This window comes from Lysobacter korlensis, from assembly GCF_042434515.1.
On sequence record NZ_JBHLTG010000001.1, the window covers coordinates 440084 to 461784 of the forward strand.

At 68.8% G+C, this 21701-nt stretch carries 17 protein-coding genes; 11 read left to right on the forward strand and 6 right to left on the reverse strand.

Going from position 1 to position 21701, the window contains the following annotated elements; all coding sequences use genetic code 11:
- The first annotated feature begins 62 nt into the window (after positions 1-62).
- Positions 63-986 (forward strand): methionyl-tRNA formyltransferase, encoded by a 924-nt coding sequence (gene fmt, locus ACFFGH_RS01910; protein ID WP_386664332.1) that lies wholly within the window; start codon positions 63-65, stop codon positions 984-986.
- A gap of 1 nt (position 987) precedes the next feature.
- Positions 988-2313, forward strand: a complete 1326-nt coding sequence (gene rsmB, locus ACFFGH_RS01915) for a 16S rRNA (cytosine(967)-C(5))-methyltransferase RsmB (protein WP_386664333.1) — start codon at positions 988-990, stop codon at positions 2311-2313.
- Positions 2314-2552: 239 nt separating this feature from the next.
- Here the strand turns inward: rsmB and ACFFGH_RS01920 are convergent, their stop codons facing one another.
- On the reverse strand, positions 2553-3311 hold the full coding sequence (locus ACFFGH_RS01920; RefSeq protein ID WP_386664334.1) for a glycosyltransferase family 2 protein: 759 nt from the start codon (positions 3309-3311) through the stop codon (positions 2553-2555).
- Between ACFFGH_RS01920 and ACFFGH_RS01925 the strand changes: the two genes are divergently transcribed.
- Positions 3216-4592, forward strand: coding sequence for a glycosyltransferase (locus ACFFGH_RS01925; protein WP_386664335.1), 1377 nt, complete (start codon positions 3216-3218; stop codon positions 4590-4592). The genes ACFFGH_RS01920 and ACFFGH_RS01925 overlap by 96 nt on opposite strands.
- Positions 4593-4610: 18 nt before the next feature.
- Here the strand turns inward: ACFFGH_RS01925 and ACFFGH_RS01930 are convergent, their stop codons facing one another.
- The 3 genes from ACFFGH_RS01930 to ACFFGH_RS01940 are packed head-to-tail and all read right to left on the reverse strand — an operon-like array spanning position 4611 to position 7587.
- Positions 4611-6149, reverse strand: a complete 1539-nt coding sequence (locus ACFFGH_RS01930) for a PH domain-containing protein (protein WP_386664337.1) — start codon at positions 6147-6149, stop codon at positions 4611-4613.
- Positions 6136-6648, reverse strand: a complete 513-nt coding sequence (locus ACFFGH_RS01935) for a PH domain-containing protein (protein ID WP_386664339.1) — start codon at positions 6646-6648, stop codon at positions 6136-6138. The genes ACFFGH_RS01930 and ACFFGH_RS01935 overlap by 14 nt, the downstream gene beginning before the upstream one ends.
- A gap of 12 nt (positions 6649-6660) precedes the next feature.
- Positions 6661-7587: a lauroyl acyltransferase gene (locus tag ACFFGH_RS01940; RefSeq protein WP_386664341.1), complete on the reverse strand. Its 927-nt coding sequence runs from the start codon at positions 7585-7587 to the stop codon at positions 6661-6663.
- Positions 7588-7689: 102 nt separating this feature from the next.
- Between ACFFGH_RS01940 and dtd the strand changes: the two genes are divergently transcribed.
- The 5 genes from dtd (at position 7690) to ACFFGH_RS01965 (ending at position 17082) form a co-directional block, all read left to right on the forward strand.
- Positions 7690-8130: a D-aminoacyl-tRNA deacylase gene (dtd, locus tag ACFFGH_RS01945; protein ID WP_386664342.1), complete on the forward strand. Its 441-nt coding sequence runs from the start codon at positions 7690-7692 to the stop codon at positions 8128-8130.
- A gap of 88 nt (positions 8131-8218) precedes the next feature.
- Complete coding sequence (rpoD, locus tag ACFFGH_RS01950) at positions 8219-10072, forward strand: RNA polymerase sigma factor RpoD (protein ID WP_386664344.1); 1854 nt, start codon at positions 8219-8221, stop codon at positions 10070-10072.
- Between the two features lie 757 nt (positions 10073-10829).
- Positions 10830-13802, forward strand: coding sequence for an EAL domain-containing protein (locus tag ACFFGH_RS01955; protein WP_386664346.1), 2973 nt, complete (start codon positions 10830-10832; stop codon positions 13800-13802).
- 266 nt (positions 13803-14068) lie between these two features.
- Positions 14069-14785, forward strand: a complete 717-nt coding sequence (locus ACFFGH_RS01960) for a hypothetical protein (RefSeq protein WP_386664347.1) — start codon at positions 14069-14071, stop codon at positions 14783-14785.
- Positions 14786-15078: 293 nt separating this feature from the next.
- Positions 15079-17082, forward strand: coding sequence for a TonB-dependent receptor (locus ACFFGH_RS01965; protein WP_386664349.1), 2004 nt, complete (start codon positions 15079-15081; stop codon positions 17080-17082).
- Between the two features lie 67 nt (positions 17083-17149).
- On the opposite strand, the gene ACFFGH_RS01970 is transcribed toward ACFFGH_RS01965, so the two are convergent.
- On the reverse strand, positions 17150-17608 hold the full coding sequence (locus ACFFGH_RS01970; protein ID WP_386664350.1) for a helix-turn-helix domain-containing protein: 459 nt from the start codon (positions 17606-17608) through the stop codon (positions 17150-17152).
- 265 nt (positions 17609-17873) lie between these two features.
- Between ACFFGH_RS01970 and ACFFGH_RS01975 the strand changes: the two genes are divergently transcribed.
- The 3 genes from ACFFGH_RS01975 to hemC all read left to right on the forward strand — a co-directional run bounded on the left by ACFFGH_RS01975 (position 17874) and on the right by hemC (position 20429).
- Positions 17874-18554: an alpha/beta hydrolase gene (locus ACFFGH_RS01975; protein WP_386664351.1), complete on the forward strand. Its 681-nt coding sequence runs from the start codon at positions 17874-17876 to the stop codon at positions 18552-18554.
- Positions 18555-18635: 81 nt separating this feature from the next.
- Positions 18636-19361, forward strand: a complete 726-nt coding sequence (locus ACFFGH_RS01980; protein ID WP_386664353.1) for a LytR/AlgR family response regulator transcription factor — start codon at positions 18636-18638, stop codon at positions 19359-19361.
- Positions 19362-19484: 123 nt separating this feature from the next.
- On the forward strand, positions 19485-20429 hold the full coding sequence (hemC, locus tag ACFFGH_RS01985; RefSeq protein WP_386664355.1) for a hydroxymethylbilane synthase: 945 nt from the start codon (positions 19485-19487) through the stop codon (positions 20427-20429).
- Positions 20430-20694: 265 nt separating this feature from the next.
- Here the strand turns inward: hemC and ACFFGH_RS01990 are convergent, their stop codons facing one another.
- Positions 20695-21645, reverse strand: a complete 951-nt coding sequence (locus ACFFGH_RS01990; protein ID WP_386664357.1) for a dimethyl sulfoxide reductase anchor subunit family protein — start codon at positions 21643-21645, stop codon at positions 20695-20697.
- Positions 21646-21701 lie beyond the last annotated feature (56 nt).

A 21701-nucleotide genomic window follows, 5' to 3' on the forward strand; every position in this document is an offset into this window, starting at 1 on the left:
TCCGGCGCCGGTCATGAGCGCTGCATCGCCAATCCCGACCCCTGAATCCCGAGCGACGCCGCATGAGAATCGTTTTTGCCGGAACCCCCGACTTTGCCGTGCCCTGTCTGCGCGCCGCCGCGCAGCGCGGTGAGGTCGTTGGCGTCTACACGCAGCCGGACCGTCCCGCCGGTCGCGGGCGCGGTCTGACGCCATCGCCGGTCAAGCGCGAGGCCCTGCTGCGCGGCCTGCCGGTGCTGCAGCCGGAAAACTTCAAAAGCGCCGAGGCCAAGCGCGAGCTGCGTGCGCTGCAGCCCGACCTGATGGTCGTAGTGGCCTACGGCCTGATCCTGCCTCAATCGGTGCTCGACATTCCAACGTACGGCTGCTGGAACGTGCACGCCTCGCTGCTGCCGCGCTGGCGGGGTGCGGCGCCGATCCAGCGCGCGATCGAAGCCGGCGATACGCAAAGCGGCGTATGCCTGATGCAGATGGAAAAGGGCCTCGACACGGGCCCCGTGCTGCTGTCGCAGTCGCTGCCGATCGGCGATGCCGACACCGGCGGGCAGTTGCATGACCGGCTGGCCGAACTCGGCGCGCAGGTGCTCGCCGACGGCCTTGGGCTCCTGCGCGCGGGCATTCGCCCGGTAGCGCAACCACAGCCGGACGAAGGCGTGACGTATGCGCACAAGCTCGAAAAATCCCAGGCGCGGCTGGACTGGTCGCGGCCGGCCACCGAGCTTGCCAATCGCGTGCGTGCCTTCAATCCGTGGCCGATGGCCGAGGCGATGATCGAAGGCGAGCGCGTGCGCGTGCATGGCGCAGTTGCGCAGCCGCTCCAGCACGCTGCAGCACCGGGCACGCTGCTCGCCGCTGGGCGTGAGGGCCTCGACATCGCCTGCAGTGAGGGCGCGCTGCGGATCCGCGTGTTGCAACGCGAGGGCGGCAAGGCGATCACCGCGGCCGACTACCTCAACGGCCGTCGCGACCTGCTCGCGCGAGCCTGACATGGCGAAGCCCGACGCTCCCGCAGCCGGTGTAGCGTCGCGCGTGGCGGCTGCGCGCGTGCTCGATGCCGTGTTGCATCGCGGCCGTTCGCTGAAGGCCGAGCTCGCCACCGCGCTTCCGCAGCTTGCCGACCCGCGTGATCGCGCGCTGGTCGAGGCGATCTGCTTTGCCGCGTTGCGTCGGCTCGGGCAGTTCGATGCCGCGCTCGCCGCATGGATGTCGCGCCCGCTGCCGAAGCGCGACCTCGAGCTGCGCGCGCTGCTGTACGTCGGTCTAGCCCAGCTCGAACCGATGAGGCTGCCCGCGCACGCCGCGGTCGCTGCGACCGTCGATGCCGCACGCGCGATCGGCCGCACCCACCAGTCCGGCCTCGTCAACGCGTTGCTGCGCAGGGCGCTGCGCGAAGGCCTGCCGGCGGTCGATAACGCAGCGGCATGGCCGGCGTGGCTGCACTCGCGCCTGCTCGCCGACTGGGGCGATGAGGCGGGCAGCATCGTCGCCGCGAGCATGAACGAGCCGCCGCTCTGGCTGCGCGTCAATCGCCGCCAACTCATGCGCCACGAGTACCGCGCGCAGCTTGCCGAGGCCGGCATTGAAACCGACGTCGACGATGCGCTGGCCGACGGCTTGAAGCTGGCCGCGTCGATCGCGGTGGCCGCGTTGCCGGGCTTCGCCGATGGCGTCGTCAGCGTGCAGGATGCGGCCGCGCAACTCGTCGCCGATGCGGTTGCACCCGCGCCCGGCGCACGCGTGCTCGATGCCTGCGCCGCGCCGGGCGGCAAGAGCGCGCACCTGCTGGAACGCGAGCCTTCCCTGGAACTCACCGCGCTCGACGTCGACGCGCGCAGGCTGCGCAGCGTCGCCGAGACGCTCGGCCGGCTGAAGCTGCTCGAACGCGCGCGCCTGCGGGCCGCTGACGCGACCGACGTGGCGGCATGGTGGGATGGCCGGCCGTTCGATGCGGTGCTGATCGATGCGCCGTGCTCGGCCACCGGTATCGTGCGTCGCCAGCCCGACGTGTTGCTGCATCGGCGCGAGTCGGACCTTGTTGGGCTGCTCGACACGCAGGCGCGGCTGCTCGATGCGTTGTGGTCGACCGTCGCACCTGGAGGCGTGCTCGTCTACACGACCTGCTCGGTGCTCAAGGCCGAGAACGAAGCGCAGGTTGATGCGTTTCTTGCGCGTACCGGCGATGCGCAGGCCGAGCCACTCGACGAGCGCTTCGGCCGCGCTGCAGGTCCGGGTCGGCAGCGCCTGCCGGGCGAGCGCGGCTACGACGGGTTTTTCTACGCGCGGCTGCGCAAGGGCTCATCCGGAAGCACGTGATGGTCCCAGTGCCTGATGCTGTGTCCGGTCGCGCCATATAGACGAGATGTTCCGGCCGTGGTTCCTCCACGACGGGCGCGGCCATGCGTGCTGCTACGGAGCACCGAGCATCGAGCAACAGGCAACAGGCAACAGGCAACAGGCAACAGGCAACAGGCAACAGGCAACTGGCAAGCGCTCGCTGCTCTGCATCCAGTCGGTCGAGCTCAGTACGCCGAACCCCACGCCTGCGGAGAAGCTCAGCGCCCCGCCTCGCGCAGCAGCGTGTACTTCAGCCGGGCATAGCGCATGTGCATCACATGGAAGCGCAAACCGGGGAGCCCATCGATCAGGCCGCCGCGCACGATGAGGTTCTTGATCGCGTACGCGAGCGCGGCCATCGCGCCACGACCGGGCAATGCACTGCGGCCACGCGCGGCCTGCTCGTCGGCCCACAGCCGCGCATAGCGCTGCAGCTTGCGCCAGTACTCATCGGGATTGCGTGCAGTGTCGTGTTCGAGCCGGACCGACGAGCGGGTTTCGCGTTGGCCCTGCACGTCGAGATACTCGTGCACCGGCCGGATCGCATGCCGAAGATGTGAGCGGAACAACCGCTGCACCGGCTCACGCGCAAAGCTGCCGCCCCGCATCGCATGGCCGAGGTAGTGCGTGCGCCGCAATAGCAGCCATACGTCCGACGCTTCGATATCGCGATCGAACAATGCACGCACCGCCTGCTGCGCGTCGGGTTCGAGCCACTCGTCCGCATCGAGCAGCATTACCCATGGCTGCGATGCAAGCGCGATCGCGGCGTTCTTCTGTTTCGCGAAGCCCTCCCACGGCCGCTGCTCGACGCGCGCGCCGGCCGCCCGCGCGATCGCGGCGGTGCCATCGGTCGAGCCCGAATCGAGCACGATGACCTCATGGCAGACCGGCACCAGCGACGCGACGCAGCGCTCGATGCGATCGGCTTCGTTGAACGTGATCACGACGCCGGACAGCGCGGGCTTGGACAGCATGGGCAACTCCTTCGACGCGAAAGTATAGGCCGCGCCAAGTGGCACCCGGCCGTGCAGCCGCCTGTGGGAAACTGCGGCCCCGCCGCGTCCGATCCACTTGTTCCCATGCCGCCATCCTCCACGCGCGATGCAGCATTACGGCCTGCCGATGCATTGCAGGGCAGTCCGGCGCGCCGCGTGCGCGTGCTGCACTTCGTGACCGGCGGATTTTCCGGAGGCGCGACCCAGGTCGCGATCGCGCTCGTCAATGCAGCGCGCGACAGCGACACGATCGAGCCTTTACTCGTGCTGCGCCGCAAACGGCACACCGACCCGACGCGAATCGCCGAGCTAGAGTGCGCGGGTACGCCGGTCGCGGTCGTGCCCGGCGGGCTCACGCTAGCGACGGTCTGGGCGCTGGTGCGGCTGTGCCGGCAATTCCGGCCCGATGTGCTGGTGGCACACGGCTTCAGCGAGCACCTGTGGGGCCGGTACGCCGGGCTGCTCGCGCGGGTGCCGCAGCTCGTGCATGTCGAACACAACACACGCGAGCGCTACACGCGCTGGCGGCTCGCACAGACGCGCTGGCTTGCGCGGCGCACCGCGCGCATCGTCGGCTGTTCCGAAGGCGTGCGCCTGCGTCTGCTCGAACTCGGCATGCCCGCGGCGCGGACGATCGCGATCCCGAACGGCATCCGTCTGGAGCCGTTTGCCGACGCCGATTCGATTGATTTCATGCAGCGCTTGCCCGGCATCGTGATGGTCGCGCGCTACTCGAAGCAGAAAGACCACGCGACGCTGCTGCGTGCGGTCGCGTTGTTGCGCGAACGGGGTCTGAAACCGGAGGTCTGGCTCGCCGGTGGCGGCAAGGCGCTGCACCAAAAGCCGGTCGAGCGCCTGGCAGCCGAGCTCGGGTTATCGGAGCAGGTGCATCTGCTCGGCGTGGTGCGCGACGTGCCGCAGCGGCTGATGGCGCAGCGCATCTGCGTGCTCAGCACGCATTACGAGGGCATGCCGCTTGCGCTGATCGAGGGCATGGCTGCCGGTTGCGCGGTGGTTGGCAGTGCGGTGCCCGGCGTGCGGGAGGTGATCCGCGATGGCGAGGACGGGCATCTGGTGCCCGAGGGCGATGCGGCTGCGCTCGCCGACGTGCTCGAACGGCTGCTGCGCGACGACGCACACGCACAGCAACTCGGCCGCGCCGCGCGTGCAGCCGCGATCGAGCGCTACAGCCGCGAACTCATGAACCAGCGGTACGAGCAGCTGTTTCTCGAGCTTGCAGGCGGCGTCGACGCTGCTTAGCGGCGCGCAGCTGCGCGGTCACCAGCGCAGCGGCCGCTTTGCGAGCATCTGCGCAAGCGATGCGTGCAGCGCGCGCGCCTGCGTTTCGGGCATGAACCGGATCCGCAGCGGAGGCGCGAACGCGCCTGCGCCCGCCGTGTCGAGCCACAGTGTTGCCGTGCCGCAGCGCCGATCCAGCGGCGAACGGGTCAGCTGCAGCGACTGCAGCTTGTCGATCTCTGCAAATCGCCAGTAACGCGACCACCAGCCTTCGCGCACCGCGACGATGGCCGGGTTGACGGCATAGCCCGCCCGCTGCGCCCGCGCGCGGGCCGCGAACCACGACACCGGCAACCACGCGAGCACGAGTGCGCCCCAGCTGCCCAGATACCAGCCAAGCACGGCCGAGGCGAGGACGGTAAGAAGCGCGTCGGGCATCCAAAGCCGCCACGCATGCGGCGGCAGCGACTGCCAGTCGAGCGCATGCCAGTCGCTGTGCGGCAGCAGGTGGGTGATCAGTGCACCGCAGGCCTCGGGCGTCGCAATCGGCGCCAGCTCGCGTAGAGCGCGCTGTTGCTGCTGGTCCTCGGCAACGGCGGTGTCGACTTCGAGGCTGCGGCGGCCCAGCATTCGGTGCATCACACCCTCGCGCAGGGTGAAGGCCTGGATGCGCCGACGCGACGCGCTGGTGCGCCAGCGCGCAAGCAGGCCGTGTTCGACCGTGAGGCGGCGCCCGTGCTCGCTGAGCCGGAAGCCCGAGTACTGCAGCAGCGCCAGCACGATCGACAGCAGGCGCAGTGCAAGCACCGCAAGCACGAACAGGCTCGCGGCGCCGAGTGCGTAGGTCGACAGCGAGGCCTCGCCCTGCATTGCCCAGCCGAATGCGCGCTCGCCCCATTGTTCGAACAGGTTCGGCAGCGCGCGTGGCGTCATTTGCGACACACCGGCCACGGCCGCACCGACGACGATCAGCCCGCGGTTGGACACCAGCCCGAGCCGGACGACTTCAGCGGTCGGCAGGCTGAGCAGGGGCGGCGCGGCCTCGGCACCGGCCGCCACGTCGGCAGTCGTGATGCCGCGGCGGCGGATCAGCGATTCCAGCGCAAGTGCATCATCGAGCCTGAGCACGCGCATCTGTGCTTCGGGCTTGCGCCCGCCCGCCGACTCCAGGCGCACCTCAGCGACGCCGAACACGCGGTGCAGCATTGATTGCTGCAACGCGACGTTGTGGATGCGTGAGAACGGGATCACCCGCAGGCTGCGCTCGAGCAGGCCGCTGCGCACCACGAGGCTGTCATCGGCCACGCCGTAGCGGTAGGTGAAGTACTGCCACAGCGAGGTGAGCGCGAGCACGCCGACGCCGATCAGCGGCCACAGCTCGTTACGATCGCCCTGGCCGAACACGAGCAGTGCGATCAGTGGTGCGATGAACTGCTTGAGCTGCTGCAGCAGCACGAACAGCCACGACATTGGATGCAGCCGGTGCTCGGCCGCGGGTGCACCCGCGATCGCCTCGCCCGCGACGGGGCCGGGCTCGGTCGCAGGCGCGCCGGGTGTCACGGGCTCAGGCGCCGTCATCGTCGATCTGCCCCGACAGCCGTTCGCGCAGCCGCTCGGCATCGTGTTCGTCGAGGTTCGGAATCGTGACCGCGCTGTTGCGCGTGCCGGCGGTGTGCACGACGAGCGTGGCCAGCGCGCGTCGGCGCTGCAACGGGCCGCGTTTGAGGTCCAGGTGCTGCACGCGCGTGGCCGGCACGCGCGTTTCACGCTGCCACAGGCGGCCGCGCTGGATTGCGAGACCACTGTCGTCGAGCGTCCAGCGCACGTGGCCGAATTGTTTGATGCCGAGCCAGAAGCCGGCCAACGCGCCGATCACGAAACCGACCAGCGCGCCGAGCAGCAGCGCATCGGCGGTCAAATGGCCGATAACGCCGCCGAGCGCGGCCGCCGGCAGCGCGAACGACGGCGCGACCGCAAGTACGAACAACGGCCGTGCACGCCGCGGAAGCGGCTGCCATCCGGGCGCTGCAGACGCGTCGTGCACGGCGGTAAGGTCGGGCGCGGTGGCCTCGATCATGCGGGTGGATCCTCAGTAGCAATCAGGCCAGTACGGATTGTCTTCGCCGCTGCCGGGTGGGCGCAGCGAGTAGCGCTTGTAGGTCCACTGGTACTGCGCCGGATCGCGGCGCGCCACGCGTTCGACCGCCAGGTTCAGCGCTGCAACCGAAGCCTGCACGTCGGCGTCGCCGATTGCCTGGGGCATCGCTTCGACGTGCAGCGCGAACTGCGGGCCGCGGGCATCGATGCGCTCGCAGTACGCGATCAGCACGGCTGCGCCGGTGCGCGAGGCCAGGCGCCCGAGCAGGGTCATCGTCAGCGCCTGCACGCCGAAGAACGGCGCGAATTCACCGTCGCCCTGCTTCGGTTGCTGGTCCGGCAGGATGCCGACGACGCCACCGCCCTTGAGTCGGCGCAGCAATTCGCGCACTGCCGTGCCTTCGGCCCGTACCTGGGTCACGCGATCGGCATCGCCATGCGCGGCACGAACGCGGTTGAGGAATGCCTCGCCGACCTTCGATTCCGGCGGTGCATACAGAATTGCCAGCGGCGTACGCACGGCCAGCCACTGGTTCAGCAGCTCCCAGTTGCCGTAATGGGGCGCCGCGATGATCACGCCGGCGCCGCGCGCGATCGCGGCATCGAGCAGTTCGGCCCCGTGCACTTCGCGGATCAGCGCGAGGTTCTCCGCATGTGGCCGGGTCCAGAAGCGCAGCGTCTCCAGTGCCTGCCGCGACGTGCCGCGCACGATCGCCTGCTGCAGCTGCGCGCGCTCGGCCGGCAGCAGGTCGGGGTAGGCCAGTTCGAGGTTGTGACCGGTGACGCGCGCCTCTCGCGAATTGCGGCGCAACGACCGCATCGCGATCAAGTCCGCGAGTGAAGTCAGCCAGCGCCACGGCAACCGCATCAGCCAGGCGGCCAGGGCATGCAGCAGGCGGGCGGCGGTCGCGTCGTTCATCGCCGCAGTGTAAGCCCAGCGCCTGCGCGGCCCGGCCGCCATGCGGGTTGACCGGGGCCGGGGTGCACGACACGATCGCGGCCCTTTCGGCGGAAGTCAGCGATGCTCGTCCTGATCCAGCGCGTCACCGAAGCCGCCGTGCGCGTCGATGACGCGATCGTGGGTGCGATCGGTCCCGGCCTGCTGGCACTGGTCGGCATCGAGCCCGGGGATGGCGACGCCGAGGTGGCGCGCATGGCCGATCGACTGCTCGGTTACCGCGTGTTCGCCGACGCTGCGGGTCGCATGAACCTCGGCCTTGGCGATGCCGGTGGCGCGCTGCTGCTGGTCAGCCAGTTCACACTTGCGGCCGATACGCGCAGCGGCATGCGCCCAGGATTCAGCACTGCTGCGGCTCCTACTGACGCTGAACCGGTCTTCAACCGGTTGGTCGAGGCCTGCCGTCTGCGGCATGCCGGAGCGGTGGAAACCGGCCGCTTCGGTGCCCATATGGTCGTAAGCCTGGTCAACGACGGCCCGGTGACGTTCCTGCTGCGGGCCTGACCGCGCGCCAGCCCCGTGGGGTCGGTCCGCAGTGCCGCCTGCTATACTGGAACGTTCAGTATCCCACTTCCGAGCGGTAGCACAGCCCATGGCCAACGAACGTCAGGCCCCCCAGTCCGACATCAAGCAACTGATCAGCAAGGGCCTGGAGCAGGGTTACCTGACCTATGCCGAGGTCAATGACCACCTGCCCGACGACCTCGTCGATCCCGAGCAGATCGAAGACATCATCGGCATGATCAACGGGATGGGCATCGAGGTCCACGAAGTGGCGCCCGATGCCGAGACCCTGTTGCTCGCCGGCGAAAGCGGCAGCGGCCGCGAGGTCGACGATACCGCGGCCGAGGAAGCCGCCGCGGCGCTGACCGCGCTCGACACCGAGGGCGGCCGCACGACCGACCCGGTGCGCATGTACATGCGCGAGATGGGTACGGTCGAGCTTCTGACCCGCGAAGGCGAAATCGCGATCGCCAAGCGCATCGAGGAAGGTCTGACCCAGGTCCAGGCCGCGCTGGCTTCGTTCCCGGCCACGATCGCGTCGATCCTCGAAGACTACGAACAGCACAAGGCCGGCAAGAAGCGCCTGGCCGAGATCGTGGTCGGCTTCAACGATCTGATCGAAGAGGCCGAGGCGCCGCCGGTTCCCGAGGCCGACGTCGATGTCGAAGCGACCGATGACGACGAGGAGGAAGACGACACCGCCGATACGGCGGACGAGGCGCCGACGGGTCCGGATCCCGTCGAAGTCGCGACGCGCATGGAGGCGATGGCCGCCGACTACGCGAAGTTCGTCAAGGCCTACGCGAAGCACGGTGCGGGCCACAAGGCCGTATCGAAGCTGCGCGAGGACATGGCGGCGGTGTTCGTCACCCTGAAGCTGCCGCTGCCGCTGACCGACGTGCTGGTGCGCAGCCTGCGCGAGACCGTGGCGCAGGTGAAGGAGCACGAGCGTCGCATCCTCGACCTGGCCACGCGCCAGGCGAAGATGCCGCGCAAGGATTTCATCCGCGCATGGGAAGGCAACCAGACCAACCTCGAGTGGGTCGACGAGCTGCTCAAGCGCAAGCAGAAGTGGTCGTCGGCGCTGCGCGACGTCAAGGACCAGATCATCGCCGAGCAGCAGGCCACGATCGAAGTCGAGCAGAAGGCCCAGCTCACGCTTGCCGAGATCAAGGACATCAGCCGCGCGATGGCGTACGGCGAAGCGAAGGCGCGCAAGGCCAAGAAGGAAATGGTCGAGGCGAACCTGCGCCTGGTGATCTCGATCGCGAAGAAGTACACGAACCGCGGCCTGCAGTTCCTGGACCTGATCCAGGAAGGCAACATCGGCCTGATGAAGGCGGTCGACAAGTTCGAATACCGTCGCGGCTACAAGTTCTCGACCTACGCCACGTGGTGGATCCGCCAGGCGATCACGCGCTCGATCGCTGACCAGGCGCGCACGATCCGTATCCCCGTGCACATGATCGAGACGATCAACAAGCTCAACCGCATTTCGCGTCAGATGCTCCAGCAGTACGGCCGCGAGGCCACGCCGGAGGAGCTGGCGAAAGAGATGGACATGCCCGAGGACAAGATCCGCAAGGTCATGAAGATCGCGAAAGAGCCGATCTCGATGGAGACGCCGATCGGCGACGACGAAGACTCGCATCTGGGCGATTTCATCGAGGACACCAATGTGGAGTCCCCAATCGATGCGACGACCAACATCAACCTGACGGAAACCGTGCGCGACGTGCTCGCCGGTCTGACGCCGCGCGAAGCGAAGGTGCTGCGCATGCGCTTCGGTATCGACATGAACACCGACCACACCCTCGAGGAAGTCGGCAAGCAGTTCGATGTCACGCGTGAGCGCATCCGCCAGATAGAGGCGAAGGCGCTGCGCAAGCTGCGTCATCCCTCGCGCAGCGAGCAGCTGCGTTCGTTCCTCGATATCGAGTGATTCGAAGCGCTAGCTGATGGTTCAAAGGCCCCGCGTCTGCGGGGCCTTTTTTTTTACGCGGTGCCGGCGTCGCGATGCCTTGCGCGGCCTGCATCGGCCCGGACTCGAGCACCTGCTACCGCGGCGGGAGCCGGGCGCGAGCAGGCAGGTCCACTCGAGAACGCACCGAGACGCCGATCGCCTGCTGGCGCTTGCCGCCCCAGTCGCCGCCGCGAAGGCCCGCCCCTGCGCTACCATGCCCGCACGGGCCTATAGCTCAATGGTTAGAGCAGGGGACTCATCGAAAGGTGCCGCCACGCGGAAACGCGTGGACGGGAACGGGATGAATTCAGGGAACCCTCAGCGGCGCGCATTGCGCGGACGGTGGCAACCCTGAGCCAAGCCGGCGGTACACCGCCGGAAGGTGCAGAGACTACCTGGGGGCTTCAGCGCCCTTGATCACAGGCTCGAGCGTCCCGCACCCTCCCAGCCTCGCGCTGCGGGTGAAGAGATAGTCCGCGCCGTCGGGAAACCGATGGACCACGCGAATCCCTTGGTTCCAGGTTCGAGTCCTGGTGGGCCCATTCCCGTCTTCCCGAAACGGCCACGCGGCCTTGCAGCCGCGGCATGGGCCGCCGCGTCGTGCCTTGCATCGCTTCCACGACGCAGGACACGGTTTGCGGCCGCGGTCTCAAGGAAATTGCACATAGGCCCGATAACGCTTGATATCGAACCTTGGCGCATGCGGCCCGGGCAGACAGCGATAAGGGGAGACGCTGTGGGGACCCTGTTGAAGATCATGCCCGGCCAGAGCCCGGCGCCTACCCGGCGCGGCTTCGGCAGCTTCCTGCGCTACCTGCTCGATGCGCAGGACATTCCTGCGTTCGCCGCTCGTGCGGGCGAATACCTGAACGACCAGGGTCTGACCGGGGTCATGCTCGGCTGGCGCCTGGGCGCCGGCGAGCTGGACTTCCTCGATCAGGCCGCACTCCGGCCCGAGGACCGGGGCCTCGCCATCGCCGCGCGCCGCAACGGGGGCTGGGCCTGCGACGATGCGGCTCGCCGGGTCGCGTGTCGCATCCAGGCCGATGAAGGCCGCTACGCGCTGGGCCTGCTCGCTGACGGTACGTCGGCGTCGCGCGATGAGATCGAAGCCCACGCCGACCTGCTCGCACCGCTCGCCGCGGCGATCTTCGAAAAAACCCTGCTACGCGGTTCGCTTCATCAGCTTGCCCACTCCGAGCAACTGCAGTCGGCGCTGTTCACGATCGCCGACATGGCCAGTTCCGACATGGACCTGGGCGACATGCTGCGCGAGCTGCACAAGATCGTCGGCCGCTTCATGTACGCCGAGAATTTCTACATCGCGCTCTACGACGAAGGCGTCGACGCGCTGCGCTTCATCTACCTGCTCGACACCACCGATCCGATCATCCGCGATGCGAACCAGTTCACCCCCATGTCCGAAATGGAAAAGGGGCTGACCTGGTACCTGGTGCGCGACAAGAAACCGTTGATGGGGTCGATCGAGTCGATCCGGGGCCAGGTCTCGGGCGCGATGCGCGAGATCGGTGTCGGCTGCTTCGACTGGCTCGGCGTGCCGGTGATCTTCGGCGACCGCGTGCGCGGCGTGCTGGTCGTGCAGAGCTACATCGACCGGCCGCGCTATACGCAGGCCGACCAGGCGCTGCTGGGCTATGTGGGCAGCCACATCCTGACCGCGGTGGACCGCAAGCTCGCGCAGGAGGAGCTCGAACGTCGCGTCGAGGAGCGCACCCAGGCATTGCAGCTGGAAGTGATCGAGCGCCAGCGCAGCGTGCGCGTACAGGAAATCCTGTTCCGCATCGCCGAGCTGTCGCACACGGCGACGAACCTCGACGAGTTCTATGCCGCGGTGCACGGCATCGTCGGCGAGTTGCTCGACGCGCGGAACTTCTACATCGCTACGCTCTCCGACGACGGCGAACACCTGGATTTCCCGTATTTCGTCGACCAGTTCGGCACCTGGGCGCAGAGTCGCCGGCTCGGGCAGGGCATCACCGACTACGTGATGGAACGCGCCAAGCCGTGGCTGATCGATTCGGACGATGCCGTGGCCCGTGGCGAACTCGATGCGCTCGTCGACGCCGGACGCATCAAGTGGTTCGGCCCGGAGTTCGTTGCGTGGCTTGGCGTGCCGCTGATGGTCGGCGACCGCGCGATGGGGCTGCTGGCAGTGCAGAGTTACACCGCCGGTGTGCGCTTCAGCGAGCGTGACCAGGAGCTGCTGACGTTCATTTCCTACCAGATCGCGAACGGGCTCGAGCGCCAGCGCGCCGCGGCCGAGCGCGAGCGCACCGCCGCTGCGCTGCGCGACGCATATGCGGACCTCGAACGGCGCGTTGCCGAGCGTACGGTCGAGCTGTCCGAGCAGATCGAGGTGCGCGAGCAGATCGAGCAACGCCTCAAGCACGAAGTGCTGCACGATTCACTGACCGGGCTGCCGAACCGCGCTTACCTGCGCGACCAGCTGGTGCGCGCGCTGGCCCATCGCGAACGCGATCCTGAGTACCAGTTCGCAGTGCTGTTCATGGATCTGGACCGCTTCAAGGTGATCAACGACAGCGTTGGCCACCTGGTCGGCGATGGCCTGCTCAAGGAAGTCGCACGCCGGTTCTCGGGCTGCGTGCGTGGCGGCCGCGACATGGTGGCGCGCCTGGGCGGCGACGAGTTCGCGATCCTGATGGAGCTCGACAACAACGAAGGCGCGATGCGCATGGCGCAGCGCGCGATTGCCGCGCTGCGCGAGCCGATCCGCGTCCAGGGCAAGGAGCTGTTCACCGGTGTCAGCGTGGGCATCGCACTCAGCGCCGCGCATTACACGTCGCCGGAAGAGCTGCTGCGCGACGCGGATATCGCGATGTACCGCGCGAAGTCCGGCGGCCGGCACCGGTTTGAGGTCTTCGACGAAGAACTCCATGACCAGGCCCTGCAACTGCTCGAAACCGAGAGCGACCTGCGGCGCGGAATGACGCGCAACGAGTTCGTGCCGTACTTCCAGCCGATCGTGCGCCTGACCGACGGCGGTGTGGTGGGCTACGAGGCGCTGATGCGCTGGAACCACCCCGAGCGTGGCGTGCTGGCGCCGGGCGCGTTCCTGCAGGTCGCCGAGGCGAGCGGCATCACCGAATCGCTCGACTGGCAGATTTTCGAGCACGCGATGCGGATGATCCCGCGGCTGCTCATGCCCGGTCAGTACGTCAACCTGAACTTCTCGCCGCGGCATTTCCGCTCGCCGGATCTCGACGAGCGCTTCCTGCGCCTGGTCGAGGCGACCGGCGTGGCGCCCTCGCAGGTGCGCATCGAGGTGACCGAAGGCGCACTGCTCGAAAATCCCGAGCAGATCGGCGCGGTGTTCAGCCGGCTGCGCGACCGCGGTGTCCACGTTGCGCTCGACGACTTCGGCACCGGCTATTCGTCGCTGAGCTACCTGCACCGTTTCCGGATGCACACGCTGAAGATCGACCGCTCGTTCGTCAGCGACCTGCGGCCCGAGGAGGAAGGCGGCAGCTGCGCGGTCGTGCGCGCGATCCTCGCGCTGTCGCATTCGCAGCGCATGGACGTGGTGGCCGAGGGCATCGAGACCGATGCGCAGCGTCGCGAGCTGCTGGCGTTGGGCTGCGAACTCGGGCAGGGGTATTTCTTCGCGCGGCCGCAGTCGCTCGAGACGATCCTGTCGGCGCGCCGGCCGGTGGGCTCCACTCCGGATTGATGGGCCCGGCCATCGTCGCTGCGTGAGCGGTGGCGATCGGGAAGGGCCTGCGCTCGCCGCATCGCGCGCTACGCCGCAGGCCGCCGCATGTCCGTAGGCAACGCACGCGTCGCGCCCGCGGCCCGATTGCTGCTGACCGGCAGCCTGCATCCACGTCACATCGCACTGCGTAACTTCGACTGTGCCCGCGTGGCGCGCTTCGGCTCTGCTTGCAGCCGGCGCGTCGAACAGCCCCTTTGTCGAGGCGCCAGTCGATCCGGATGGACGTGTTCCGCCCCGCTACCGCCAGACCATGCCGCCGCCCGGCGCCCGAGTGGTCGCTGCTGCAGGTCGTTACGGTGCTCGTCGCGTTGGTGTTTGCCCTGCAGGGCCTGGCTACCGCGGCCAAGCGGATGTGGGCGCCGACCCACTACCACGTCGACGTCGTGATCGCGTCGCCCGCGTCGCCCGCGTACGGAGTGGCCGAGTCTGCAAGCGAGCATGTCGATGTCGATGTCGATGCGCCAGCAGGTCATGCGGTTTCTGCAGCCGCGCCAAGCGCCGCCGTGACATCCGCACAAGCCGTCGACGCGGGCCGCGTGCACGCTGCTGCGCATCGGCACCGGGCGTCGCACCGCCATCCGCATCCGCACACCGATTCCCAGCCGGATCGCGAAACCGCCGATCACGTCCCTACTCACGCCAGCCTGTCGGTGGATCCAGCCCACGCTGCCGCAGCAGATGCAACGGCCAGCGCGCACCGTCACGCCGCCAGCAACGGACACCGCCACGCAGCCGGTCGCGCCGACGTCGTGATCGTCGACGAGGGGGCCACGCACAGCAGCGCCGCGAATACCGTGTCCGGCCTCGAGAACGTGTGGTCGCTGCTTCCAACCGGCGTCGAGCTCCCAGCGCCCGCGCAGGGCCTACTGCGCGTCGCGGCGCGCCCGGTCGCGTACGTCGCGCACCGGCTTGACCGGCTCGACCGCCCTCCTCGCGTCTAGGCCAGCGACATTCGGCGATCCCGGCTGCCCACCGGGCAGCGCGCGCTTCGATGCCGACCGAGTCGGTAGTCGAGTGATATCCCGCGCGAAACGGGTCGCCCGCATCCGCCCCTATGCCGCCGGTGACCTGCGCCGGCCGACGCCACCCGTGGCGCGACGCGCATGCGCCGCGCCGGGAGAACCCAATGAAATCCACCCAACCCCGCATGGCCGGCGCCCCTGCGCGGCGATGCAGTACCCCCGCATGGCAGGCCCTGTCCGCCGTGCTGCCGTTCGCGTTGTCTGCTGGCCCCGTGGCCGCGCAATCCTCCGGCGCGGCTTCACTCGCCGCGACCGACCTCGACCGCGTGACCGTGGTCGGCCGCCGCCTGAACCTCGTCGGCGAGGCGGTCAGCGCGTCGGAAGGCTCGGTCAGCCAGAGCGACATCGCCGACCGCCCGATGCTGCGCACCGGTGACCTGCTCGAATTCGTGCCCGGCCTCGTCGCAACCCAGCACTCGGGAAGCGGCAAGGCAAACCAGTACTTCCTGCGCGGATTCAACCTCGACCACGGCACGGACTTCGCGACGTTCGTCGACGACATGCCGGTCAACATGCGCACGCACGGCCACGGCCACGGCTGGACCGACCTCAACTTCCTGATTCCCGAAGCGGTCGAGGAACTGACCTACCGCAAGGGCACGTATTACGCCGATGTCGGCGATTTCTCATCGGCAGGCACTGCGCGCTTCCGCATTGCCGACGAACTTGCCGACGGGCACGTCGCCCTGACCGTCGGCGAGCACGGGTACGGGCGCGTGGTCACGGCAGATTCCAACCCGCTTGCAGGCGGCCAGCTCCTGCACGCCGCGGAACTCCAGGTCTACGACGGCCCATGGCAGGACATCGACGAGGACGTGCGCAAGGGCAGCGCGCTGCTGCGCTACAGCGCGCCGATCGGTGGCGGGCGCGGGCACGTGATGCTGATGGGCTACCGCAACGAGTGGAATTCACCCGATCAGATCCCGCAGCGCGCAGTGGACCAGGGGTTGATCTCCACGCTTGGTTCGCTGGACACCACGGTCGGCGGCGAGGCATCGCGTTACAGCCTGTCCGGCGGCTGGAGCGGCGCTGCGTTCGGCGGGCAGTTGCGCGGCAGCGTGTATGCAATTGACAGCGCGCTGGACCTGTGGTCGAACTTCACCTACCTGCTCGACGATCCCGACAACGGCGACCAGTTCCAGCAGATCGACGAGCGCCGGGTCTACGGCTTTGCGTTGTCGCAGCAGTGGGAGCGCGGACGCAGCCGCTGGCGCATCGGCGCACGCGGTCGCTTCGACGACATCGATCGCGTCGCGCTGCTGCGCAGCGTCGCGCGGCAGCCGTTCGCCACCGTGCGGGACGACCGCGTCGAGGAAGCCAGCCTTGGCGTGTTCGTCGCGAACGAATGGCGCATCAACGACCGCTGGCGCAGCTATGTCGGCGTGCGCCATGACGAGTACGACTTCGACGTCGACAGCTCGCTGCCGGTCAACTCCGGGCGCGCTCGCGCCGGCCAGACGTCGTACAAGGCGAGCGTTGCCTACGAGCCGCGCGACGGCATGGAGCTGTACGCCAGCGCGGGCACCGGCTTCCATTCCAACGACGCGCGCGGCACGACGATCCGCATCGACCCGGTCACGCTCGAAGCGGTGGAGCCGGTCGATCCGCTGGTCGAGTCGGTGGGCGCCGAGCTTGGTGCGCGGCTGTTTTTCAGCGAGCGGTTTCACGCCACGGTCGCGTTGTGGGCGCTGCGGCTGGATTCGGAGCTGCTGTTCGTCGGCGATGCCGGCACGACCGAAGCCAGCCGCCCGAGCCGGCGCGAAGGCATCGAGCTGGGCATGTACTGGTTCGGCAGCCGGTATCACACCGCGAATATCGAAGCGTCGTATTCGCGCGCGTCGTTCCGCGACGACGACCCGGCTGGCGATGCGATTCCCGGCTCGATCCCGCTTGTCGTCAGTGCCGGCGTCACCGGGCGCTACGCACGCGGCTGGACCGCAAGCGCGCAGCTCAAGCACTTCGGCGCCTATCCGCTGATCGAGGATGCAAGCGTCAAGTCCGATGGCTCGACCATCGTCAACCTGCGGGTCGGCCGCGAATGGAAGCGCTTCGGCGCGTTCGTCGACGTGCTGAACCTGCTCGACAGCGGCGATCACGACGTCGATTACTTCTACGCGTCGCGACTGCCCGGCGAGCCGGCCGACGGCATCGAGGACATCCATTTCCACGTGTTCCCACCGCGCAACCTGCGGTTGACGCTGGAGTACCGCTTCTAAGTTTGTGTGGCGGCGCCCATGCCTTGCGGCACCGGGCCGAAGGCCCGGCGTTTGCGGCCTGGTGGGCTTACTCGCCCTTGGCGGCCCGCTTCGGCGCGCCGCCGTCGAGTTCGGCAAGCCGGGCCTGCGCTTCGCGCTTGCCGATCGAGCGCAGCCCGGCCAGCACGGCGAGCTGCGACTTGCGGGGTACGGCCTTGCCGCTCTCCCAGTTGTAGACCGACTGGCCGCTGGCACCGGCCAAGCGGCCGAAGTCCGCAGCCGACAGGCCCAGTCGTGCGCGCAGCGAGCGCAGCCCCTTGGCGACGAAGCGCGTAGCGGCCGGTTCGGCGTCGTCGTCCTTGACCGCCGGTGCCGGCCGGCTCGCGGCCTTCGTCTGCCGCGACAGTTGCGCGACCTGACGCTTGAGCTCGGCGATCTCGCGCCGGTAGCTGCTGTTGGCCTTTTTCAGCGGTTCGACCTGCGCCTTGATCTCCTTGCGGGCCAGGCGGGTGATTTCGTTCTTGAGTGCGGAACCCAGGCTGGACATTGCATTCCCCGGTGTCGAAACGGTCGAGTCTAGCTTCCATCCGTGCACGGGCGCGCGTATTTCCCGCGTACGGCCGCTTCCGTCGAGCCGCCGACGCGCCCTGACACGGCACTCGCGACTCGCGGTCGCAGGCGTCGCTGCACTGCGCCGCAGCCCAAAAACGCAGCTTTTTCAGCTGAGTAAGCGCAGGGATCGCACGCTGCGATCTCGCCCGGCACTGCCCGCCCGGCTGGCCACGACCGCCCCTTGCCCCGACAATGACCGAATGAATACTTCGCAGAACGCATTGCTCGAAACGCTCGAGCACGAAACCGGCCCGCAGCCGCAATGGACCGTGCTGTGGCTGCATGGCCTTGGTGCGGACGGCCATAACTTTGCGCCGATCGTGCCCGAACTCGTCGGCCGGGACTGGCCGGCGGTGCGGTTCGTGTTTCCGCACGCGCCGGTGCGGCCGGTCACGATCAACAACGGCGTGCGCATGCGCGCGTGGTACGACATCCGCGACTTCAACCTCGCCAACCGTGCCGATCGCGAAGGCGTGGAGCAGTCGATCGCGCAGGTCGAGGCGCTGATCGCGCGCGAGGTCGAGCGTGGCATCGACCCGTCGCGCATCGTGCTGGCCGGCTTCTCGCAGGGCGGGGCGGTCACGCTGGCGGTCGGGCTGCAGCGCACGCAGCCGCTGGCGGGGCTGGTCGTGCTGTCGGCGTACCTGACCGCGGTGCCGAACGCCGACGACGTGCCCGAAGCGGCGCGCCGGCAGCCGGCGTTCATCGCGCACGGCAGCCACGATCCGGTGGTGCCGTTCATTGCCGGGCAGCAGAGCACGGGCGTGCTGCGCGAGCTGGGCTTCGATGTCGAATGGCATGCGTACCCGATGGCGCACCAGGTCTCGGCCGAGCAGATCGCGGACCTGCGCGCCTGGTTTGTGAAGCGCTTCGCAGGCTGAAGTCCCACGCCGAACGCGGCCGGGTGTCCGCGGCCGCGTTCAGCGCTACCATCGAGCCGGTTCCATCGCATGGGGCACGGCATGAACGTGGTGATTGCGGACGACGAGCCGCTCGCGCGCGAACGGCTGCGGACTCTGCTCGGTGAACAGCCTGGCGTGCACGTGGTCGCGGCGGTCGCCGACGGGCCGGCGGCATTGCAGGCCTGTGCCGAGCACCGGCCCGACCTGGTGCTGCTCGACATCTCGATGCCCGGTATGGACGGGCTCGAGACCGCACGCCACCTCGCTGCGTTCGAGCCACGCCCGGCGGTGGTGTTCTGCACCGCGTTCGACAAGCACGCACTGTCGGCGTTCGAGGCCGAGGCGATCGATTACCTCGTCAAGCCGGTGCGCGCCGAGCGCCTGGCGGCCGCGCTCGACCGCGTGCGCCGCTTCGCAGCCGGGCGCGTGCGCGCCGGTGACAACGTCGGCGGGCGGCGCAAGCACCTGTGCGCCCGTCTGCGCGGCAGCCTGCGGCTGATTCCGATCGAGGACGTGCACTACCTGCAGGCTGAGGAGAAATACGTCGTCGTGCATCACGCGCGCGGCGAGGACCTGATCGAGGAGTCGCTCAAGTCGCTCGAGGAGGAGTTTGGCGACCGCTTCGTGCGCATCCACCGCAACTGCCTCGTGGCGCGCCATGAGCTGGTCGAGCTGCGCCGCAGCAACGACGGCCACGTGCAGGCGGTACTGCGCCACGCGAAGCAGCCGCTCGAAGTCAGCCGCCGCTGCCTGACCGCGCTGCGCGAGCAACTGCAGCAGATCTGATCCGGCCCCTGCGTTCGGCCGCTGCCCGTGCGGCCGTGCCGCGGGTCTGCACCCGGCCCCCGTCGCAATCATGCGATTGCACGGCGTGCCGGTCCTTGCCCCCCAATGGCCGATAATGCGCGCATGCAGATCCTGCGCATCGCCACCCGCAAGAGCCCGCTCGCCCTCTGGCAGAGCGAACACGTTGCCGCCGCCCTGCGCGCGGCCCACCCGGGTCTCGAGGTCACGCTGGTGCCGATGAGCACGCGCGGCGACGAGGTGCTCGATCGATCGCTCGCCGCGATCGGCGGCAAGGGGCTGTTCCTCAAGGAGCTCGAGCTTGCGATGCAGCGCGGCGAAGCGGACTGCGCGGTGCATTCGCTGAAGGACGTGCCGATGGAGCTCGAGCCGGGCTTCGTGCTGCCGGCCATCCTCGAGCGGGCCGATTACGCCGATGCGTTCGTGAGCAACCGCTATAACGGCATCGATGAGCTGCCGCAGGGTGCCATCGTTGGCACTGCCTCGCTGCGCCGCCAGGCCCAGCTGTGCGCCCGCCGACCGGACCTCGTGCTGCGTGACCTGCGTGGCAACGTCAACACACGGCTCGGCAAGCTCGACGCGGGCGAATACGACGCGATCGTGCTGGCCTGCGCCGGCCTGCAGCGGCTTGGCTTCGACGCACGCATCCGGGCGCGGCTCGATTCACCGCAGTGGCTGCCCGCACCTGCGCAGGGCGCGATCGCAATCGAGTGCCGCGACGACGATCCCGCCACGGCGGCGCTGTGCAGCGTGCTCGACCATGCGCCGACGCGCACCTGCGTCGAAGCCGAGCGCGCGATGAATCGTGCGCTGCACGGCAGCTGCCACGTGCCGGTGGCGGCGTTCGCCGAGCTGCGAGGTGAGCGCTTGCACCTGCAGGGGCTGGTCGGCTCCGCGCACGACGGCCACAGCGTCCGGGCGCAGGATGAAGCCTCCGCGCAACACGCTGAGCGCCTCGGTATTGCGGTTGCGCAGGCGTTGCTCGACCAGGGCGCGGGCGCGCTGATCGCAGCCGAAGCCGAACCCGATACCGGGCCGTTCCGCTCCTGATCGGCGGTGCCTGGCAGGCGTGGCGAGCGCGGGTCAGGCGCCGTGCATGCCGACGGGACTGGCGGGCTGCATAACCGCTGACGCAGCTGCACTTTCACCCCGCGGACTGCATAAGCAGAGCCGCGCCAAGCGCAAGAACCGCGGCAAGCGAACCGGCATCAACGCCGGAAAGCCGCGGAACTGTAGTGCCTGAAAGCTGCACACCGGGACGCCGCTGTCGCGCACGAGCACGCTCGTGCCGCCGCCTCGCAATGCTCGACCGCGCTCAGTAGTACAGCGTCACCAGATGGCGTGCCTGGGCAAAAAACAGCCAGCGCTCGACGAACGTGCCCAGCAGCGCCGACACCGCTGCAAGCGGCAGCGCGATCACGGCAGCGGCCGGCAGCAGCAGCGCGATGATCGCAGCGATCAGCGGCACCGCGCCGAACAGCACCCGCGCGATCGCGCGCAGCCGCTGCGCATGTTTGCGCGCAAGCACGAAGCCCATCTCGCGCGTGAGGTAGTTGTCTTGCGTGTGCGGGCGTTCGAACACGCTCGGGTCGCGGCCGGGCAGGCCGATCGCATCGCCGCGCGTGAGCGGCAGCGGCGCCGCATCGATCGCGCGCCAGTAGCCGTGCTTGAGCGCGAGCGCCACCGGCGCGGCAATCACGAGCAACGCCGCCCATCCGCGCGCATCGCCTCCGCCGATCGCAACGCCCGACGCGATCAACGCCGCGCCACACAGCAGCGCGAGCAGCAGATACACCGGCAGCACCGCGCGGTGGCGCCATGCCGGCACCGGTTTGAGCGAGGCGTAGATCATGGCCGTGCAGACGACAGTCGCGATCGCGCCCAGCAGCGCCAGCACCGCCGAAGCGATGCCGAGCGCACTGCCGCGCGCTACGGTTGTCGACGCATCGCCCGCGATCGCCTGCGGCAGCAGCGCCGCCGCGAGCGCGAACGCGGGCACGTACGTCGCCACCGCGCATACGCCTTCGCGCGACAGCCACGAGGTGCGCCACTGCGAAAACGCGCGCCATGCGCGCTGCGGCTTGCCGAGATGCCAGAGCGAGCTCAGCAGGCCGACGGTAATCAGAACGAGCGCGAGCGGCAGCAGTGCGAGCAGCACGCGCGCCGGCGCGGCTTCGCCGAGCACGGCCAGCGCAATCAGCGCGAGCAGGCCGTAGCCGGCCCCCGAAAGCGTGCTGAACAGAATGACCGAGAACGCCGGATGCATCAGCCGCCCGCCTGTTGCATGGCAGCGCCTGCATCGGACGATGCAAGCCGATGCGA

Coding starts and splice junctions, on each gene's coding strand:
- ACFFGH_RS01930 (WP_386664337.1), bottom strand. CDS start 6,149: ATGACGGCGCCTGAGCCCGTGACACCCGGCGCGCCTGCGACCGAGCCC.
- hemC (WP_386664355.1), top strand. CDS start 19,485: ATGCAGATCCTGCGCATCGCCACCCGCAAGAGCCCGCTCGCCCTCTGG.
- dtd (WP_386664342.1), top strand. CDS start 7,690: ATGCTCGTCCTGATCCAGCGCGTCACCGAAGCCGCCGTGCGCGTCGAT.
- rsmB (WP_386664333.1), top strand. CDS start 988: ATGGCGAAGCCCGACGCTCCCGCAGCCGGTGTAGCGTCGCGCGTGGCG.
- ACFFGH_RS01935 (WP_386664339.1), bottom strand. CDS start 6,648: ATGATCGAGGCCACCGCGCCCGACCTTACCGCCGTGCACGACGCGTCT.
- rpoD (WP_386664344.1), top strand. CDS start 8,219: ATGGCCAACGAACGTCAGGCCCCCCAGTCCGACATCAAGCAACTGATC.
- ACFFGH_RS01975 (WP_386664351.1), top strand. CDS start 17,874: ATGAATACTTCGCAGAACGCATTGCTCGAAACGCTCGAGCACGAAACC.
- ACFFGH_RS01920 (WP_386664334.1), bottom strand. CDS start 3,311: ATGCTGTCCAAGCCCGCGCTGTCCGGCGTCGTGATCACGTTCAACGAA.
- ACFFGH_RS01970 (WP_386664350.1), bottom strand. CDS start 17,608: ATGTCCAGCCTGGGTTCCGCACTCAAGAACGAAATCACCCGCCTGGCC.
- fmt (WP_386664332.1), top strand. CDS start 63: ATGAGAATCGTTTTTGCCGGAACCCCCGACTTTGCCGTGCCCTGTCTG.
- ACFFGH_RS01925 (WP_386664335.1), top strand. CDS start 3,216: ATGGCAGACCGGCACCAGCGACGCGACGCAGCGCTCGATGCGATCGGC.
- ACFFGH_RS01940 (WP_386664341.1), bottom strand. CDS start 7,587: ATGAACGACGCGACCGCCGCCCGCCTGCTGCATGCCCTGGCCGCCTGG.
- ACFFGH_RS01990 (WP_386664357.1), bottom strand. CDS start 21,645: ATGCATCCGGCGTTCTCGGTCATTCTGTTCAGCACGCTTTCGGGGGCC.
- ACFFGH_RS01980 (WP_386664353.1), top strand. CDS start 18,636: ATGAACGTGGTGATTGCGGACGACGAGCCGCTCGCGCGCGAACGGCTG.